Source organism: Halomonas marinisediminis, assembly GCF_004347715.1.
GTDB lineage: Bacteria > Pseudomonadota > Gammaproteobacteria > Pseudomonadales > Halomonadaceae > Halomonas > Halomonas icarae.
The window spans coordinates 1-291 of the sequence record NZ_SLTR01000300.1; the positions used below are offsets into that span (position 1 = coordinate 1).

The 291-nt window shown below is 63.6% G+C and carries 1 protein-coding gene; it reads left to right on the forward strand.

Annotated elements, in window-relative coordinates; all coding sequences use genetic code 11:
• Positions 1–229: hypothetical protein (locus E0702_RS19695; protein ID WP_205742015.1), on the forward strand; the 229-nt coding region annotated here is incomplete at its 5' end.
• Between the last annotated feature and the right edge of the window lie 62 nt (positions 230–291).

Below are 291 nucleotides of genomic sequence, written 5' to 3' on the forward strand. Positions count from 1 at the left end.
CTTGTGTGGGTTCGACGAGATCGCGAGCGTCAATCGCGGGGTGTTTGCCTTCAAGCCCTCGAACGGCTTTCTGCTGCGTCTCAAGGTACCCGGGCAGAGATGCTGGGCGCCAGGTCTCTATTGGCGGCTGGGCCCGTTCCTTGGAGTTGGCGGAGCGACACACAAGGCGCAGGCGGACATGATGTCCGAGGCCATCGCCCTGATCTTGGAACAGCGCACAGGCTCCTAGCCGCTGTAATCCACACGGGCTGCGAACCGGGGCGCCGTGACCAGATAGGGGTTGAGCGCGAG